The following is a 17,197-nucleotide window of genomic DNA, read 5'->3' on the forward strand; positions in this document are numbered from 1 at the left end:
TATTCATCTCCTTATTATTTTGTTTTAGACCTATTTCTTATATATTGATTTCCCATTCATAAATGTCTCCTCTACTTCAAGATCTTTTAGCTTTTCAGTATCAACCTCTAATGGATTTTCTGATACGATAATAAGGTCTGCTTTTGCTGATGCTTTAATAACACCAATGATATTTTCCTCACAGGAACTATAAGCTGCATCTACGGTATATGCTTTGACCGCCTCATAGGCTGAAATATTTTGTACACTATCTGACACTTGACCTGAAATCGTTTTACGATTTACAGCGCCATATATACCTGTCCATGGATTCCCTCCCGTTACAGGTAAATCAGAATTACCTGGTGCAACGATTCCATAATCAATAAACGTTCGATGTGGATACACACGTTTCATTCTTTCTGTCCCTAAATTTTTAATATAGCTGTCGCCGATGTGATAAATAAATCCAATCGAAGAAGCAGCAATAAGTCCAAGTTCTTTCATTCGTTTTAAATGATCTTCAGTAGGAAGTGCACAGTGTTCAATCCGATTACGCATATTTGATATATTGGCTTCCTTATGTGCCTCTTCAAATGCTTGTATGGAAACTTCAATAGCACGTTCTCCAATAGCATGTATGGCAACTCTTAAATCTCCTAAAATAGCTTGTTTCATATATGGTGCAATTTCATCTGTTGAAAAATATAATATTCCTTTATGATTATCATCCTCATACGGCTGATCCACTGCTGCTGTCCTTCCTCCTACACTACCATCCAGCATGTATTTCATACCTTGAATACGGATCATATCATTACCAAAACCACTTTTAATTCCAAGTGATAATGTTTGATTTAAATGCCCTTTCCACCCGTTCTGGTTTAGTGCCCAAATCCAAGGACGAACTCTTACAGTCAAATTATCATCTGATAATAAATCTTGATATAATTGCATATTTTCTTGAACAGCACTCATATCATGAACTGTGGTAATTCCCCATTTTGCAAAATCCTTTTGTGCTAATTCAAATCCTTTTTTCAGATCGTTATAATCATATTCAGGTAAAGACAGTAAATCTTGAGCAAGCTCCTCTAAAATACCCGTCATTTCACCCGATTGATCATATTCAATATTACCTCCCTTAGGTTGCGAGGTATCTTTTGTAATTCCACTCATTTCAAACGCTTTTGAGTTAGCTACTGCCACATGACCACAGGTTCTTTTAAGAATAACAGGATGGTTTGGTGAAACTTTATCTAAGTCCCAGCGTGTGATTTTTCGTTTTTCTTTTAATTTACTATCATCCCATCCCCAGCCTCTAATCCACTCATTTTCTGGAGTTGACTGTGTTTGTTCTTTAATTTTCTTCAGAACATCTTCAATGGAAGGTGCACTTGTTGCACGACAATCGATTTCTAGTAGTTTAATAGCATAATCAACCGGATGAACATGACTTTCAATAAATCCTGGCATTAATGTTTTTCCTTCTAAATCAACTACTTCTGTGTTCTTACCTTTCCAGTTAAGTGCTGGTTCAGTATCACCTACATATTGGATTACTCCTTCTCTAACAACAACCGCACTTGCATCCAGTAAATCCATATCCATCGTCATAATATGCCCGTTTACAAAAATCGTATCTGCTTTCACTATTTATCCCTCCGTTAAATCATCTTTTTTTAAAACGATATGCCTTTTATATCTTATATTGATATACCCTCATCTCCTTCATAACAATTAAAGAATACAGTGAATTATCCAAAAAAATAGTTAAAATAAAAACCAGAAATATAAACATTCTAAAATGTTATGTCTATATTTCTGGTTGTAGTACTTTTTAAAATAACTATTAAATTTTATAATTAATAACTTAGCAAAAATTAATACTTTGGTCAATAAAATTCCGAATAAATGAAATTATATGAATTTATCTGGAATTTCATTATATATATCTAATAATTTTTTTCTCATTAATTTATTTGATGCATTTCGCGGAAGCTCATCGATGAAAAAGATATGCTTTGGTAATTTATAAGATGCCAATCTTTGTTTCGCATAGGATATAATCAGCTCGCTCGAAATCTCGTCTGTCTTTACAACAAAAGCGACTGGAACTTGTCCCCATTTTTCATCAGGTACACCTATTACACCCACCTCAAGAATTTCACCTAGTCTAGCGATAACATTTTCTACTTCCGTTGGATAAATATTTTCTCCACCTGAAATAATTAAATCCGTTCGGCGTTCAACTACATAAAGAAAGCCCTTCTCATCCACATAGCCTAAATCTCCTGTTGCAAGCCATCCGTCATTAAATACACGATTATTTGCCTGTTCATTTTTATAATAGCCTTCTGTAACCATTGGACCTTTAACAAAAATTTCGCCGATACCTTCTCTGTTTGGTTCATTAATCTTTAATTGTGCTGGGAATAATGGTTTTCCAGATGAACCTAACTGATTCATCGCATCTGCTGGAGAAAGTGTCACAATTTGAGAGGATGTTTCTGTCATCCCATAAGACTGAAAAACAGCTATTTCATGATTATTTGCTTGCTCAAGCAATGTTTTAGGCGCTGGACCACCACCTAGCAACATACAGCGAAATGTTTCAGGATATTTCTCATCCTTTAATGTATTTACTAGTCGCTTCAACATAACAGTAACTACAGAAGCAATTGTTACTCCTTTTTCAAAAATCGCCTGATGAAAAGCTGTCTCATCAAATTTTTCCATTAAATAAACAGGAATCCCATAAATAACACTGCGAATAAAGATGGATAAACCACCTACATGAAACATCGGTAAAACTGCTAACCATTTGTCTGTTGCTTGCAAGCCAAAGTTTAATGCTGACCCGATAGCACTCCACCAATGATTTCCATATGTATGAACCACTCCTTTTGGATATCCAGTTGTTCCTGATGTATAAATAATCGTAAACACATCATCCAATCGGAGCTCGGTTTTCAATTCAATTGCTGCTTCTTGAAAGCTTTCTACCTGAGCAAAAGAAAAGGTTGGTATGTTAAAATTCATTTTTGCTTCTACATCTTTTGAAGTTAGAAGATAACGGATTTCAGCATTTTCGATTTGATATGCTAATTCTTCTTTTGTTAAACGAATATTTAATAATACTGCTACAGCACCAATATAGCTTAATGCATGGATTGCAATCATCATTTCTGGTTGGTTTGTTGAGAAGATTCCAATATGATCTCCTTGTTTTATTCCTAAAGAAGTAAGCCTTCTAGCACACTGCTGACTTTTTTCTTGCAAAAGCTTATATGTGATGACATTTCCATTTTCCATTTCAATTGCTGGTTGATTCGGAGATAACAAGGCTTGCTTCGTCAACCAATGTGGAATTGTATTAGACATCCGTCTCTCTCCTTAAGCATTTATACTTTTTCATTCAAAACCAAACTCACAAGTAGCACCATTATAGATTAATACGATTTCATGAGATTAACACATGTACTAACATGTCCTATGCTTCAAAAAACATAGAGGTTGAGATAAAAACATTTTAAGTTAGTCACTCCCAAATATCAATACTAAAAAATACTCGCTATGAGGGATACAGGATGTATGTTAGTTCGGTGTTGCACTATGTTCATTCATTTTTAACAAATTGTTTCATAAGGATAATGTTCAATTATATTTGACAGTAAAACCAATATCTGCCTGGTACTTTAGTAAAAACAATTTCTTGATAATTTTGACGGTCTCTGTGAAAAGATAAGTTTTAATCCTTCGAGGGAATTATTTTTTACATGAACATAAACACCAACCGTTCTACCGTAGCGATTGATAATCTTAGTAATCTCTTTCATCTTATAGCCGTAATAGCGTTTATAGTGACGAGATTCTCTTACATTCTTCATCGCTTCTTTCAGTTCTTCCATCTACACTTTCTAGTTCTCTACAAAATAAGTACGAGTCTAATAATTATACTAGACTCGTACTCTCAAACAAGAACAAACTAATTTATTTAATACCTTCTGTCCACTCATCCACTTTATCTTGATTCGCTTCTACCCATTCAGCTGCTGCATCAGCTGGATCAGTACCTTCATTAATATTTAACATAACTTCTTCCATGTCATCTGTAGTCCAGTAGAAGTTATCTAATATTTGATATGCCTCTGGAGCATCCTCTTCTAGTCCTTCACGAACCATTGTTTCAATTGTTTCCGCTTCACCAAATACACCTTCTGGATCTTCAAGATATTTCAAATCATATACCTGAAACTTCCAATGTGGTGTCCAACCAGTTACAATAATTTCATCTTTATTATCATAAGCACTTCCCAGTTCTTTTGTCATTGCACCGCTAGAAGAAGTCTGAACAGTCCAGCCATCCAGATTTTCATACGTTTCAACGGTTTCTTCGGATGCACTTACAACACCTGCACCCGGCTCAATACCTGTAATTGTTTGACCAGCTTCATCGGAAAGGTCCGCAATAGAATCAACATCCATATATTCTGGTACGACCAGCCCAATTTTTGCACCTTCTAAGTTAACACCAAGCCGATCTACTTGATCACCATATGCATCGAATTGTTCAGCATGTGTTCCCGGCAACCATGCTGCTACCATACCATCTACTTCGCCATTTGCAACTGCTTCCCACATCACTGCATTATCCAGTGCAGTTAATTTCACATCATACCCTACATCTTCCAGTACTTTTCCGATAACATGTGTAGATGCCACTTCAGAATCCCATTCTACATAAGCTAGCTCAATTTCGCCATTTATTCCACCCTCTGCAGCATTATCATCTCCACTGTTACCATTGCTGTCGTCATTTCCACAACCTGCAACAACTAAACCTATTGCTAACGTTCCAATAAGCCCAGCACGTTTAAGACTCCTTTTAAACATAAATAAAACTCCCCTTTACTTTAATTTGATATATTGACACTCTTCATGGAAGAAGAAATCCCTCCTCCATAAAAAAATGGTCACACAGTTTTATTCTTTCCCTTTATTCATATTTTGTGTAATACGGTCGATAATAATAGCTAGAATTACAATACCAACTCCAGCAACGAATCCAGTACCAACAGAGGCACGCTGTAGTGCAGACAGTACCTGGCTTCCGAGTCCTGGTGCACCAATCATTGACGCGATTACAACCATGGATAGAGCAAGCATCACTGTCTGGTTAATCCCAGCCATAATGGTTGATTTCGCCATTGGCAATTCTACTTTAAACAATTTCTGTGGCCCAGTCGCACCAAATGAATCCGACGCTTCAATTAAATCCTTGGAAACTTGACGAATGCCTAAGTTTGTAAAACGGACAGTTGGAGGTGTCGCAAATATAAGCGATGCAAATACCCCGGGAACCATCCCGATTCCGAAGAATGCTACTGCCGGAATTAAGTATACGAATGCCGGCATAGTCTGCATAAAGTCCAAAATTGGTTGAAAAATGGAATTGGCAATCTTACTTTTTGCCATTAAAATGCCTATTGGAACACCTATAATAACAGATAATAAACTTGCCAGAATAACCAATGTTATGGTAGCCATTAACGCCTCCCATAATCCCTGGTTATAAACAAACCATAGACCAACAATTGAAAATACCGCTAATCCAAACTTCTTTCCCGAAACCAAGAACGCAATCACAGCAACAATTAAAATGAACAGGACTGGAGGGATGCTTGTTAAAGCCTTTTCAGATATAAAATCCATAAACTCGCCAAAATGTTCTTTGATTGGTTCAAAAAGAAATGCAAATTTACCTTGAATCCAGTCTGTGGCCTTTTCTGTCCATTCTGCTAACGGGATTTTATCCACAAAATCAAGCATCTAAGTTCACCTCTCCATCATTTGCAAGCGCAGCTAATACTGCTCCGCGGACAATAATCCCATTTAAACGTCCGCTTTCTTCCACAACTGCAATCGGAACAGGTGTGTTGTAAATCAAAGAGAAGATTTCTTGCATTAGTGCTTCTGGTGCCACCCTTAGAATGTCTGTTTTTAAAATTTCTTTAATACTGGATATTCCTTTTTTACGTGCTTCGGAAGCATCATCTGCTGTGACATAGCCTTGCAGGCGACGCTTTTCATCAACAACAAGGATGCTTGAAATACCTTCCTTGCGCATTCTTTCCAATGCTGTACGAGGACCATGCTTTTCTATATTAATTGTTTCTGGACGTTTCATAATGTGGCTTGCTGTAAGGATTTTTGAGCGATCAACATCTTCCACAAACTTTTCGACATAGTCATTTGCTGGCTTCATCAGAATTTCTTCCGGTGTACCAATTTGCACAATAACCCCATCTTTCATTAATGCAATGCGATCTCCTATACGAAGTGCTTCATCAAGGTCATGCGTAATAAAGATAATAGTCTTTTTCATGGAGGCTTGCAGGTCAATCAACTCATCCTGCATCTCTTTGCGGATTAATGGATCAAGTGCTGAAAAGGCTTCATCCATTAATAACACTTTTGGATCATTTGCTAATGCACGAGCTAATCCTACACGCTGCTGCATCCCACCAGATAATTGACCTGGTTTTTGATGTATATAATCTCCTAATCCTACAAGTTTTAATGACTCTTCAGCTCGTTTCCGCCGTTCCTTTTTATCAATACCTTGTACCTCTAAACCAAATACTGCATTTTCTAAAATAGTGCGATGCGGGAAAAGTGCAAATTGCTGAAATACCATTCCTAATTTTTCACGACGCACTTGCCGCAAAGCTTTTTTATCTAACGTGGCCAATTCCTTACCATCTATAAGAATAGAGCCTTCACTCGGATCAATTAAACGATTGATTAATCGAACCAAAGTAGATTTCCCGCTACCTGAAAGCCCCATGATTACAAAGATTTCTCCTTCTTCTACCATGAAACTAGCACGGTTTACTCCGACAGTATTACCGGTCTTTTTGAGTATTTCTTCTTTGGAAATGCCCTGATCGAGCATTTTAATCGATTGATTAATATTTTTACCAAAGATTTTCGACAAGTTCTTTGCTTCTACTACTGCCATGTTCTCACCTCTTATTCTATTATGATACAATTAGTGTTAGGACATTTGATTCAAGGTACTTTTGAACCATCTGCGTTAAAAACAAAAATAAATGAATCGAACAGATTCATTTATTTTTGTTTATCTTGTCATATAAGTGTAATAAACCCTTCTTTTTAAATGCCACTTTTTTATTATAAATAAATAAAATTTTAAACACAAACGGATAAAACAGGCATTTCACACGATTTATGCGCATTCCGAATCCTATATAGAAATTATATAGCGATATCTAGCAATATCTTCCTTTTCCTGATTTCTCCTTTTATATCCTTTCCCCTATCTATGATTCGAAACAAAATTCGCATAATTTTTTCTCTTTTATTACAATTATATCATTTATTTTGCAGTTATTTTTTTCACTACATAGAGAATTTATGGATGATATTAACCAGGATCAGGATACAATTATCGACCGACTTTGTGTGAGATTGTAAGTTAAAATGATAAATTCAACTTATATAACTTCGTAGAATAATAAGAGATGATTGTACTGAACCTATAAAGTTAGACTAAGTATTTAAGCAGATAATTATAATTGGCTGGTTTGTTTTCGATATTCTACCTGACCTCATCCCAGTCAATTTTACTTTTATTCGCTTATAATTGTAGTAATAAATATACGATTCTACGGCTTGTTCTAGACATAGTTGGGCGCCCCTTTGGTCTGAAGAGCCCTGTCATGCCTTCTTTTCTCCATTTCTCCATCTAACCAACAATGATAGATGCGTCGCTTAGGCCAAAAGCATACATCCACCCTTTGGTTGAATTGAATGCTTCATCATATTTAACCATAAAAACACCCCAGAAGTTAGATTTTTTCGGTCTAACTTCTGGGGTATACATCAGATCTCCATTATCCTATATCTTTTTTAAGGGAAGCGCGGGAATTGATCAAAGTCTGGTTTTCTTTTCTCTTTGAAAGCATCTCTTCCTTCTTTCGCTTCATCCGTTGTGTAATATAATAATGTTGCATCTCCAGCCATTTGCTGTAAACCAGCTAGGCCATCTGTTGCTGCATTAAATGATGCCTTTAAGAAACGCAGTGCTGTTGGAGATTTTTCTAAAATCTCTTCACACCACTTAACTGTTTCTTCTTCAAGCTTTTCAAGAGGTACTACTGTATTAACTAAGCCCATTTCATAAGCTTCTTCTGCATTGTATTGACGGCATAGGTACCAAATTTCTCTTGCACGCTTTTGTCCTACCATTTCAGCTAATAAACCAGCACCATAACCAGCATCAAAGCTACCTACTTTTGGTCCTGTTTGCCCAAAGATAGCATTATCTGCTGCAATCGTTAAATCACATACGACATGCAATACATGACCTCCACCAATTGCATACCCAGCTACCATTGCAATAACCGGTTTAGGAATCGTACGAATTAAACGTTGTAAATCAAGAACATTTAAACGAGGTACATGATCGTCACCTACATATCCACCATGTCCACGTACAGACTGGTCTCCGCCAGAACAGAAAGCTCTACCGCCAGCACCAGTTAAAATAATTACTCCAACTGAGGAGTCGTCACGTGCATCAGCAAATGCATCAATCATCTCACTTACTGTAAGTGGTGTAAATGCATTATGCTTCTCTGGACGATTCATTGTTACTTTAGCAATGCCATTTGCTTTTTCATAAACAATTTCTTTATACTCTCTTACTTTTTCCCATTGAACTGTCAATCTCTTTCTCTCCTTTAAATGCATTGATATAAGCAGATTACTTATTACTGCTTTTTAGTGATAAACATCCTTATTAACCTATCAAATATTTCTGCTTGTTCAATATGTACTGCATGTCCTGCATCTGAGACTACTTCTAAAGTAGCAAAAGCAATACGCTTTTGCATCATCTTATTTATTGTAACAAATTTTGTATCTAATTCACCAACAATTAACAAAACAGGGATGATAAGCTTTGATAAGTTCTCCCACCAAGAAGGCTGGCTTCCTGTTCCCATATGACGTAGTGAACTTGCTAATCCAGCTTCTGTTTGCGCAATACGCTCTTGATAAATTTTCTTTTTCATTTGTTCTGGTAATGTTTTTTGTGTAGCAAATAACGGAATATTTTCCCAAAATTGGACAAAAGCAGAAAGCCCTTCTGTCTCTATTTGTTTTGCTAGCTTTTCATCATTTGCTCTACGCATTTCTCTGTCCACTTCCTGCTTTAACCCAGGTGAAGCACTTTCTAAAATTAATGTTTTCACTTTTTCCGGATAGAGTAGTGCAAAAGATAATGCCGTTCTTCCCCCCATAGAATAGCCAATTAAATGAACTGTTTCTATTTGTAAATAGGTTAATAGCTGATCAATATCGTGGCAGCAAGCTTCCATGGAGCGAACAGTTTGAGTAACTGTCTCCCCATGTCCTGGAAGGTCAATGGTAATAACTTGAAAAGACTTTTGCCATATTTCAACAAAGCTTTGCCAAGTCTGTTTACTACCTGTAAACCCATGCAGAAGCAGAAGGACTTCTCCCTCTCCATAAATTTCATAGGCATATGTAGCATTATTTACTGTAAATCTCATCTTTAGCCCTCACCTAACAATATGTCATTCTCTACGGCTTGCCAAATTTGTCGACGCCAATTTAAATTATCCTGACGATCTGTTTGTACTTCAATGACATGAAGTCCTTTTTGTTGATAACTGTTTATCAACTTTTCTTTTAATGCATCCGCATTTTTCACAAGCTCATATGTCCCTCCATACATCTGAATCGCTGGTTCAAAATCAATCCCTAATGGAGTACCAAACAATTTTTCAAAATGTTTTCCATGCTCCGCTTGTGGTAGAAAAGAAAAGATTCCTCCACCATCATTATTAATTAATAAAATGGTTAAGCTTAACTGATAATGCTTAGCAATCAACAGTGCATTTAAATCATGGTAAAAGGACAGGTCTCCAATTACTAGGGTTACTGATTTATTGGTTACTGCTGCTGCACCAAGAGCACTTGATATTAAGCCATCAATTCCACTTGCACCACGATTTGCTAATACAGCAATGGATTTATCTGTATTCATAAAAAATGTATCTAAATCACGGACTGCCATGCTATTCCCAGCATAAATACAAGCTTCATCAGAAATTACCTCTAGTAAAGAACGAACAGCCTCACCCTCCATTAATACCTCTGCAGTCGTATGTAATGCTTGTTTTTTAGCTAGTTCATTTATAGATAACCATTTTTTCAGCCACTTTTCGGAATGACTAGCTTTCTCATCAGCTACTAAATCCTGACAAAGTTTAACAGCATTTGTATAAATAAATTCGGTAGGATTAGCAACAGGCTCACGAATACCTTCACTTTCATCAACCACAAATTGCGGAATATCTCTGTTCTCCTGTAAGTAAAATAAATAGCTTTTGGATACAGGCATTGCTCCAAAACGAATAATAAAATCAGGCTTTAATTGTGTGCGAATTTCCGATGATTTTAAGAAAGCATCATAGTTTTCAATAATATTCGTTTTTTGATGTGTTCCTCCACGGATTTGAGCTAAAGGATCAGCTAATACAGGATAATGATAAGCCGCAGCCAATGCTGCAATGGCGCTCCCTAAACCTGGATTAATTTGTGGCCCACATACAATTACTCCATTAGGATGGGCTTCAAAAAAAGCTATTAGCTGTTCTTTTTGCTCCTGACTTATTTGGCGTTCACCAACATTCATTTTTTGGTAAGGTGTTTTTCTAGACCCCCAAGCATCTTCTATGGAAAAGTCTGGAATAAGTGGTTCCCTAAATGGAAAATTTAATTGTACAGGTCCAGGATTTCCCTCTGTTGCTTTATAAATAGCTTGAGAGGCCTTACTTCTTACATAGCGTAGCATTGGCTCTGAAGCTTCAGGGAGTGCCATCTCATGAAACCATTTCACCGTATCACCATACATCTTAATTTGTTCAATGGCCTGAGAAGCACCGATATCTCTCAGCTCATGTGAACGATCTGCTGTTAAAACAAGTAACGGTACACGACTATAATTTGCCTCTACAATAGCAGGATAATAATTTGCTGCTGCTGTTCCAGATGTGCAAAGCAATGCAACTGGTTCCTTTAATTGTTTCGCAATTCCTAATGCAAAGAAAGCTGCAGAACGTTCATCAATAATAATCCATTCTTTTATTTCTTTATGTTCACACATTGTTAAAGCAAGTGGTGTAGAACGAGAGCCTGGAGAAATAACTACATGTTTAAGCCCACTTTGTACGAGTTCATCCACAAAGTTCGCCACATATCTCGTCAACTTTTCTGTATGATCCATATTTTATCCTCCTAATACAGATAGCATTGGCAAAAATTTAATACTTGTCTCTTCAAATTCCTTCCACGGATCAGAATCTTTCATTACTCCACAACCAGCAAATAAAGAAGCTTCCTCTCCTTGAATTAAACCAGAACGAATAGCAACCGCAAATTCCCCATTTTGTTTTCCATCTAGCCATCCTACAGGTGCACCATACCAGCCACGATCGAGTAGCTCATAATCTCGTATAAACTGTAGTGATTTATCTGTAGGTACTCCACCAAGTGCTGGTGTTGGATGTAGTGCATAGATAATATCAAAAATCGTAAATTCTTTTTTCAACTGGGCAGATACAGGAGTATATAGATGCTGTAAATTTTTTAATGTTAATACGATAGGCGCATCAGCTATTTTAATATCAGTACAATATGGCGTGATTGCGTCCTGAATCATCTTCACTACATAACCATGCTCTTCTAAATTCTTTTCATCATTTAACAGTTCTGTCATGGCAATTTCTGCATCTTCTTTTTCCCCTTGTCCACGAGCAGCTGTGCCGGCTAAACAAGTTGAAAATAATTGATTCCCTTCCACTTTCACAAGCCGTTCTGGTGTTGCTCCTAGGAAACAGTCCTGTTTCTTTTCAAAAGCAAAAACATAACTATTAGGTTGTGTTGTTAATAATCTGTTTAAGATACTGCCAATTTCTGCCTCTTTATCTAACTTCAATCTAAGCTCCCTGGCTAGTACAACTTTACGGAACTTATCTTTTTTTATTTCATCAACAGCTAATTGTACGGTATCTCTCCATTGCTCAGGTTCAATAACCTGGTGCTGGGCAACAGTAGCAGCTATTCTATTTTCATCTGATCCACCTAATAGTTCTGCTTCAACCTGTGCTAATTCTTCTACTAGCTCTGTAATATTCGCTGATTTATTTACTTGTAAGGAAACAGTGTAGAAAAATGAATCCATATGTCTCGTGATGAAATATTTTGGAACAATAAACTGACTTGGCTTAAAATTCTTCCACAAGGCCGTTCTTTCACTAAGTGGATCAAAATCCATTCCGCCAATAGCAAAAAGACCTGTACCAATAACATTGTATGGATTATAAACAACTGCTTGTTTCGTTAATTCATTCCATACATGATTCATTTGCTGATCATTTGTATGTGTTGTTGTGATTTCTATTTGCTCTCCAACTCCAGCAACACAAAAGCTACCATCAGCACTTGCCCAAAAAACTCGATTCTCTTCTAATTTCTTCGCTCGCTCAAAAAAACGAATCGGATCGATGGCTTGAATTTTCTTCGTCACTACAACAAGCTGTGTTTCTTTTCCACCCATGTTACGAACGACTTCTTCCAAAATACTATCGATTCGTTTTATATCTATATCTATCATGAAATTAACCTCCGTTAAATCTAAAACAAGAACTACCTTTCTATTTTATTCTCTTTCGCTAGGTTTCTCAAGGAAAGGATAACATCTTCTGCTAAAATTATTATTATTTGAACTGAAATTGACACCTTATGCTGAAATCCCTAAACTAATAATAGGTATTACTGCGATGAAGGAGATTATAAAAAATGACACAAAACAACGATATTCGTCAGGCCTTGAATGAACAAGGTGGGTTTCAAGTGTGGTGGCGACTTTTACGTCCTCATACACTAACTGCTTCATTTATTCCTGTTTTCTTCGGGACAATGGCTGCACTCTATTTTCATGGTGAATTTAATGCACTATTATTTCTAGCAATGTTACTTGCTTCTATGTTAATTCAAATTGCTACAAATATGTTTAATGAATACTATGATTATGTTCGTGGTCTAGATACAGAAGAATCTGTAGGAATTGGTGGAACGATTGTTCGAGATGGGATAGCACCAAAAACGGTATTAAATTTAGCATTTACATTTTTTGGTATTGCCATCTTACTTGGTGTTTATATTTGTTTAGAAACAACATGGTGGATTGCTGTAATTGGATTAATTGGTATGCTGTTTGGTTATCTCTACACAGGCGGCCCCGTACCAATTGCCTATACTCCGTTTGGTGAATTATTTGCCGGTTTTTTAATGGGGACTGTTATTATTTGCATAAGCTATTATATTCAAGTATTAGATCTTACTTCTGACATTATTTGGTTAACTATTCCTATTGCTATTTTTATTGCCACTATCTTACTTTCTAATAATATTCGTGATTTAGATGGTGATAAGAAAAATGGTAGAAAAACCATTGCAATATTGCTTGGTAGAAAAAAGGCGATTTACTTTTTAGCTCTATTATTTATTATTGCATACGGATTTACTGCAGCATTTATCATTTTAAAAATGCTTCCATTAGAATCCCTTATTGCTTTCTTTAGTATCAAGCTTGCTTACGATGTTATTCAAAAGTTCAAAGGAAAAACAGAACCTATTGAAATGCTCCCAGCAATGATTGCGACAGGAAAAACAAACACAGCCTATGGCTTATTATTAGGTGTTTCACTATTAGTCAGTTATTTTCTTGCTTAAAATTGGTAAAAGTTCCAATCAAAATCTACAAAGAGGGAGATAATATTAGATGAATTTTAGAACAAAATTATGGGATTCGCTTGGTATTGAAAGTAAAGTGTTAGATAAAAATTCCGTTGTTTTAACGATGCCAGTAGATGAACGTACACATCAACCTGCTGGATATCTACATGGAGGAACAAGTGTATTATTAGCTGAAACTGCTGCTAGCATTGGCTCTGCTTTAAATGTTGATTTAAACACCACCTCTATATTTGGTATGGAAATTAATGCTAACCATATTAAGAGCAAAAAAGAGGGAATTGTAACTGCAACAGCAACACCCGTACATATTGGCAAACGCACAATGGTTTGGGAAATTAAAATCACGGATGAAAAGGAAGCATTAATTTCACTGTCTCGATGTACTGTTGGTGTAGTGGAAAAAAGAAAATAACGAGTAGGTGTAAAAATAATGTGCTTGATCAATTTACATTTAAAAGGACACCCTATCTATAAATTCATACTTGCTGCAAATCGCGATGAAGCATATGACCGCCCAACCAAGGAAGCCCATTTTTGGCAAGACAATCCTAATCTATTAGCAGGTCGAGATTTACGGTTAATGGGAACATGGATGGGTATTACAAAAAATGGTAGATTTGCCGCCCTAACCAACTATCGTGATCCACTCCGTATTCAAGATGATAAAAGGTCACGCGGAGAAATCATTCAAAATTACCTAATTTCGTCTATTGATTCAGAAATGTATATAAAGCTGATTCATCAAGATAGAGAAGAATATAATGGATTTAATCTACTAGTCGGTAACATTGATGAGCTTTTCTATTATAGTAACATCAGCACAGATTCCCACAAGTTAGACCCAGGTACGCATAGTGTAAGCAATCATTTATTAAACACACCTTGGCCCAAAGTAAAAACAGCAAAACAACAATTAGCCGATTATGTGAGAACAAAGGAGAATATTCAAGCGGAAGAATTATTTAAAATTCTAGCTAATAATGAAGAAGCTCCTGTTGATCAACTACCAAATACAGGAGTTGGAAAAGAATTGGAAGCAAAGCTATCTTCAATATTTATTCGTACTCCCCATTACGGTACACGCTCATCAACCGTATTGTTAGTGGATCATCATAATCATGTTACCTTTATGGAACGAACCTTTGTTCAAGGAGAATTTTTAAAAGATGTTTCCTTTCAATTTCATATTACAGAATCCTTGAAGGTATAAAAAAATACCGCATCTCGATTTTTTTATCGAAATGCGGTATTTTACTATTTAAACAAATTCAACTTTCTTTCGCTCTACCCAGTTTTTCATTTTCAGGAAGACTGGTACAAATAATAATCCAATTGCTGCTCCCTTAATTAAGTTAAATGGTAGGATTCCAAATAACACAGTAATTCTTTTCACACTTTCTAGCTTCATTTCTTCCATTCCCATAAACCAAGCATAAATTGGTAAGAGTACCAAGTAATTAAGTATGCTCATACCAATTGCCATCACAAGTGTACCAATGACAAGGCCTGATACAACACTCTTTACTGTTTTATATTTATGATAAAGAATGGAAACAGGTAAGACGAACATTGATGCTGCTAAAAAGTTAGATAAAACCCCTACTGGTTCTCCTCCACCTACAGCTAAATATAAAGCATTCTTAATTCCGATTACGATTACACTTGCCAATGGTGAAAAGATTAGTCCTGCTATTAATGCTGGAATATCTCCAAAATCAATTTTTAAATAACCCGGTAAGAATGGTAGTGGAAAATTTAAGAAAAACAATAATAAAGAGATAGTTCCTAATAAAGAGAGAATAATTAATTTAAATAACTTATTGGATCGCATTTTTATGACACTCCTTCATCTTTTTTATATCGATTCGAATCTCTTGATGAAGGATGAACTGATTTTGCCTTCGTAAATTTTATCTGTGTGTAAGCTTTTATTTGCCTATACATGCGTGTTTAAAAAGGAAAATAAAAAGGACCGTCATCGGTTAAGTTCGCAACGTCACGAGAGCAACACCGATACTAGCACATCGTGTCCGTCGAAAGTTCAAGGCAGCGCAGCTTAGAGTAGCGGACTTCTACAGGATGTAGTGACTTCTGTGTTGTCCACAGGACGTGGACGGTTTTAGCAGAAGTTCCGCTATGGTTTTAATACATGAGCAGACGCTCTTGCACGCAGAAAAAGTGCTTTTCTTTTTCAAGGAACGGAAAAGCAAGCTAACGCAGAAATTCGATGTGTCATTTTGTTGGGCTTTTTGAACATCCTCTATACACAAAAAAATCCTAAGTACCTATGGGGCACTTAGGATAATATCTACGACAACAAAACAGGAATGTACAATAAATAGAACTGTACAGACCATTCAGCTCGTTATCTTCTCCCATCCAGACTATACTGTCGGTCCTGGATTCTCACCAGGTCAACCACTGAACATGAATTCATATTCAGAAGTTCACGGACTTAGAACAAAAGTTCCACACCGTCGGTCGGGAATTACACCCTGCCCCGAAGATTACAAATCGATATGTAGTTATATTTTTACTATAACGGAAGTATATACTAAATGCAAGTTAAAAATCTTAATTGTTTCCAAAGAAACCACTAACTATCTGATATATCGACACCTAAAAAATTAAGCAGTGGTACCGCCTGTAATGGATTAATTTTGACTCCCATCACATGATCTGGAGAGAATCTTAATGAATCAAAAGTACTTTTTGAAAAGTCTACTCCTGCTAGCTTTGTATGTAAGAAATCTGCTCCTGATAAATCAGCTTTATCAAAAATCAACTTTTTATTTACCTTCACCTCTTGAAAGAAAGCCTCCTTCAAAGAAATTTCTTTAAAAATAATCGATTCTAGCGTGGAGCCAGTAAAATTAACATAATCAGCACGTGAATCCACTACTTGACTTGCTTTCCATTTATTTTCGATAAAAGCAACACCAATTAACTGACACTTTTCAAACATGCAACGGTAAAATATACTTTTTGAAAAAATATAATTGGAAAAAGACATATGAATAAAATCACAATCCAACCATTCGCTTCCTTGAAATTCAGTTTGCTCAAATTCGCATTTTTCAAAAGTAGCATCATTTATACGCTTTGAAATTGGCGAAGCTAGGAAAATACAATTCTTATAATGTTCCCCAGGCTCGATTTCATCAAATGATAATTTCCTATTTTCTATCACGGTATAAACACCTCCCCTCCAATATTATTTGAACCATTAATTTGACTGAATATTCTTTTTAATATAAAATAAATACAATTTTATAAGGAGTTGATGACATGGGCTTTCTATATATTAATTGCTTTGTTGTACCTCCCAATTATTTATAATATT

The 17,197-nt window shown here is 36.0% G+C and carries 15 protein-coding genes, 1 pseudogene and 1 riboswitch; of the genes and pseudogenes, 3 read left to right on the plus strand and 13 right to left on the minus strand.

The window, feature by feature from the left end:
* Window positions 1–30: 30 nt before the first annotated feature.
* The 11 genes and pseudogenes from AB4Y30_RS11805 to AB4Y30_RS11855 all read right to left on the minus strand — a co-directional run bounded on the left by AB4Y30_RS11805 (window position 31) and on the right by AB4Y30_RS11855 (window position 12,709).
* A complete protein-coding gene (locus tag AB4Y30_RS11805; protein ID WP_368652432.1) occupies window positions 31–1,632 on the minus strand; it encodes an amidohydrolase in 1,602 nt (533 codons plus the stop codon).
* Between the two features lie 267 nt (window positions 1,633–1,899).
* Window positions 1,900–3,363 (minus strand): o-succinylbenzoate--CoA ligase, encoded by a 1,464-nt coding sequence (locus AB4Y30_RS11810; RefSeq protein WP_368652433.1) that lies wholly within the window; start codon window positions 3,361–3,363, stop codon window positions 1,900–1,902.
* Window positions 3,364–3,972: 609 nt separating this feature from the next.
* Window positions 3,973–4,875: a glycine betaine ABC transporter substrate-binding protein gene (locus tag AB4Y30_RS11815; RefSeq protein WP_368652434.1), complete on the minus strand. Its 903-nt coding sequence runs from the start codon at window positions 4,873–4,875 to the stop codon at window positions 3,973–3,975.
* Between the two features lie 90 nt (window positions 4,876–4,965).
* Window positions 4,966–5,811, minus strand: coding sequence for an ABC transporter permease (locus AB4Y30_RS11820; RefSeq protein ID WP_368652435.1), 846 nt, complete (start codon window positions 5,809–5,811; stop codon window positions 4,966–4,968).
* Window positions 5,804–7,003 (minus strand): glycine betaine/L-proline ABC transporter ATP-binding protein, encoded by a 1,200-nt coding sequence (locus tag AB4Y30_RS11825; protein ID WP_368652436.1) that lies wholly within the window; start codon window positions 7,001–7,003, stop codon window positions 5,804–5,806. The genes AB4Y30_RS11820 and AB4Y30_RS11825 overlap by 8 nt, the downstream gene beginning before the upstream one ends.
* A 551-nt stretch (window positions 7,004–7,554) precedes the next feature.
* Window positions 7,555–7,677, minus strand: a pseudogene (locus AB4Y30_RS11830) (IS3 family transposase); the annotation flags it as partial.
* A gap of 73 nt (window positions 7,678–7,750) precedes the next feature.
* Complete coding sequence (locus AB4Y30_RS11835; RefSeq protein WP_368652437.1) at window positions 7,751–7,888, minus strand: hypothetical protein; 138 nt, start codon at window positions 7,886–7,888, stop codon at window positions 7,751–7,753.
* A 26-nt stretch (window positions 7,889–7,914) separates the two neighbouring features.
* Window positions 7,915–8,757 carry a 1,4-dihydroxy-2-naphthoyl-CoA synthase gene (menB, locus tag AB4Y30_RS11840; protein ID WP_368652438.1) on the minus strand — a complete coding sequence of 281 codons (843 nt, stop codon included), beginning with the start codon at window positions 8,755–8,757 and terminating at the stop codon, window positions 7,915–7,917.
* A 20-nt stretch (window positions 8,758–8,777) separates the two neighbouring features.
* Window positions 8,778–9,581 (minus strand): 2-succinyl-6-hydroxy-2,4-cyclohexadiene-1-carboxylate synthase, encoded by an 804-nt coding sequence (menH, locus tag AB4Y30_RS11845; protein ID WP_368652439.1) that lies wholly within the window; start codon window positions 9,579–9,581, stop codon window positions 8,778–8,780.
* A gap of 2 nt (window positions 9,582–9,583) precedes the next feature.
* On the minus strand, window positions 9,584–11,320 hold the full coding sequence (gene menD / locus AB4Y30_RS11850; protein WP_368652440.1) for a 2-succinyl-5-enolpyruvyl-6-hydroxy-3-cyclohexene-1-carboxylic-acid synthase: 1,737 nt from the start codon (window positions 11,318–11,320) through the stop codon (window positions 9,584–9,586).
* Window positions 11,321–11,323: 3 nt separating this feature from the next.
* On the minus strand, window positions 11,324–12,709 hold the full coding sequence (locus AB4Y30_RS11855) for an isochorismate synthase MenF (RefSeq protein WP_368652441.1): 1,386 nt from the start codon (window positions 12,707–12,709) through the stop codon (window positions 11,324–11,326).
* A gap of 185 nt (window positions 12,710–12,894) precedes the next feature.
* On the opposite strand from AB4Y30_RS11855, the gene AB4Y30_RS11860 reads away from it, so the two are divergent.
* Genes AB4Y30_RS11860 through AB4Y30_RS11870 form a run of 3 tightly spaced genes read left to right on the plus strand, consistent with a single transcriptional unit; the run spans window position 12,895 to window position 15,064 of the window.
* Entirely contained in the window at window positions 12,895–13,830 is a 936-nt protein-coding gene (locus tag AB4Y30_RS11860; RefSeq protein ID WP_368652442.1) for a 1,4-dihydroxy-2-naphthoate polyprenyltransferase, read from the plus strand.
* 49 nt (window positions 13,831–13,879) lie between these two features.
* Window positions 13,880–14,266: a hotdog fold thioesterase gene (locus tag AB4Y30_RS11865; RefSeq protein ID WP_368652443.1), complete on the plus strand. Its 387-nt coding sequence runs from the start codon at window positions 13,880–13,882 to the stop codon at window positions 14,264–14,266.
* Window positions 14,267–14,284: 18 nt separating this feature from the next.
* Window positions 14,285–15,064 carry an NRDE family protein gene (locus AB4Y30_RS11870; RefSeq protein WP_368652444.1) on the plus strand — a complete coding sequence of 260 codons (780 nt, stop codon included), beginning with the start codon at window positions 14,285–14,287 and terminating at the stop codon, window positions 15,062–15,064.
* 48 nt (window positions 15,065–15,112) lie between these two features.
* Here the strand turns inward: AB4Y30_RS11870 and AB4Y30_RS11875 are convergent, their stop codons facing one another.
* Together AB4Y30_RS11875 and AB4Y30_RS11880 are read right to left on the minus strand one after the other, a co-directional pair.
* Window positions 15,113–15,685 (minus strand): ECF transporter S component, encoded by a 573-nt coding sequence (locus AB4Y30_RS11875; RefSeq protein ID WP_368652445.1) that lies wholly within the window; start codon window positions 15,683–15,685, stop codon window positions 15,113–15,115.
* A gap of 532 nt (window positions 15,686–16,217) precedes the next feature.
* A riboswitch (FMN riboswitch) is annotated at window positions 16,218–16,366 on the minus strand.
* 84 nt (window positions 16,367–16,450) lie between these two features.
* Window positions 16,451–17,044, minus strand: coding sequence for a pentapeptide repeat-containing protein (locus tag AB4Y30_RS11880; RefSeq protein WP_368652446.1), 594 nt, complete (start codon window positions 17,042–17,044; stop codon window positions 16,451–16,453).
* Between the last annotated feature and the right edge of the window lie 153 nt (window positions 17,045–17,197).

The organism is Ornithinibacillus sp. 4-3 (assembly GCF_040958695.1).
Lineage (GTDB): Bacteria > Bacillota > Bacilli > Bacillales > Amphibacillaceae > CALAMD01.